3 protein-coding genes and 1 pseudogene are annotated in these 1,491 nt (G+C 63.0%); all 4 read left to right on the forward strand.

Annotated features, from left to right (window positions below):
- Positions 1–202: pseudogene (locus tag ACIRS4_RS36730) on the forward strand (30S ribosomal protein S5); the annotation flags it as partial.
- A gap of 1 nt (position 203) precedes the next feature.
- Positions 204–383: a 50S ribosomal protein L30 gene (gene rpmD, locus ACIRS4_RS36735; RefSeq protein WP_040804320.1), complete on the forward strand. Its 180-nt coding sequence runs from the start codon at positions 204–206 to the stop codon at positions 381–383.
- 2 nt (positions 384–385) lie between these two features.
- Positions 386–829 (forward strand): 50S ribosomal protein L15, encoded by a 444-nt coding sequence (gene rplO / locus ACIRS4_RS36740; protein WP_404204379.1) that lies wholly within the window; start codon positions 386–388, stop codon positions 827–829.
- Between the two features lie 153 nt (positions 830–982).
- A partial coding sequence (locus tag ACIRS4_RS36745) for a preprotein translocase subunit SecY (RefSeq protein ID WP_404204381.1) occupies positions 983–1,491 on the forward strand: 509 nt, incomplete at its 3' end.

Below are 1,491 nucleotides of genomic sequence, written 5' to 3' on the forward strand. Positions count from 1 at the left end.
TGCCGTTCTGGAGTGCGCCGGCATCCATGATGTTCTGGCCAAGTCGCTCGGTAGCGACAACGCCATCAACGTCGTGCACGCCACGGTTGCGGCTCTGAAGATGCTGCAGCGTCCCGAAGAGGTCGCGGCCCGTCGTGGCCTGCCGATCGAGGACGTGGCCCCGGCCGGCATGCTGCGTGCGCGCGCGGGACAGGGAGTCTGATATGGCACAGCTGAAAGTGACCCAGGTCAAGTCCAGCATCGGCGCCAAGGCGAATCAGCGCGAGTCGCTGCGCACCCTCGGGCTGCGCAAGATCCGCCAGTCCGTGACGCGTGAGGACAACGCGCAGAACCGCGGCCTGATCAACGTCGTGCGCCACCTCGTGGAAGTTGAGGAGGTCTAAGCATGACCATCAAGTTGCATCACCTGCGTCCTGCCCCGGGTGCCAAGACCGAGAAGACCCGTGTGGGTCGCGGTGAGGGCTCCAAGGGTAAGACCGCGGGCCGCGGTACCAAGGGTACGAAGGCTCGCAAGAACGTCCCCGTCCGCTTCGAGGGCGGTCAGATGCCGATTCACATGCGTCTGCCCAAGCTCAAGGGCTTCACCAACCCGTTCCGCACCGAGTACCAGGTCGTGAACGTCGGTGACATCGCCCGCGTGTTCCCTCAGGGCGGAACCATCGGCAAGTCCGAGCTGGTCGCCAACGGCCTCGTTCGCAAGAACGAGCTCGTGAAGGTGCTCGGCGAGGGCGAAATCACTGTGGCCGTGCAGGTTTCGGCCGACAAGTTCTCCGGCTCCGCCAAGGAGAAGATCGCCGCAGCGGGTGGCACTGCCACCGAGCTGGCCTGACGGTAACCTGAAGTAGCAATGGCACCGGGCGAGTCGCGAGCTCGCCCGGTGTCGCTGTTAAAGTTCAAGTGTTGTCTGCCAACACCGTCATGGATCTCGGCGTACTCTGCGCTGATTCCGTGGCCTGACCTATGTCGTTAGCCAGGAGGATCTGTGCTTTCCGCCTTCGTGTCGGCTTTCCGGACCCCGGACTTACGGCGGAAGATTCTCTTCACGCTGGGACTGATCGCGCTCTACCGGCTCGGTGCGTCACTGCCCTCGCCGGGCGTCAGTTACAAGAACGTTCAAGAGTGCGTCAATCTGGTCAACGGCGGTGACTCCGCCGGTATCTACCAGCTGATCAACCTCTTCTCCGGCGGCGCGCTGCTGCAGCTGTCCGTGTTCGCGATCGGCATCATGCCGTACATCACGGCCAGCATCATCATCCAGCTGTTGACCGTCGTGATCCCGCGGTTCGAGGAACTGCGAAAAGAGGGTCAAGCGGGTCAGAACAAGATGACCCAGTACACGCGCTATCTGTCCGTGGCGCTGGCGATCCTGCAGTCGACCGGTCTGGTCGCGCTCGCCTCCCGCGGTCAGCTGCTGCGTGGCTGCCCCAAGGACATTCTCGACGACACCTCTATCTTCGGCATGATCATCATCGTGCTGGTCATGACCGCGGG

Source organism: Streptomyces sp. NPDC101166 (assembly GCF_044768125.1).
Classification (GTDB): domain Bacteria; phylum Actinomycetota; class Actinomycetes; order Streptomycetales; family Streptomycetaceae; genus Streptomyces.

Bases quoted from the DNA above. Each gene is read 5' to 3' on its own strand.
- rpmD (WP_040804320.1), top strand. From the start codon at position 204: ATGGCACAGCTGAAAGTGACCCAGGTCAAGTCCAGCATCGGCGCCAAG.
- rplO (WP_404204379.1), top strand. From the start codon at position 386: ATGACCATCAAGTTGCATCACCTGCGTCCTGCCCCGGGTGCCAAGACC.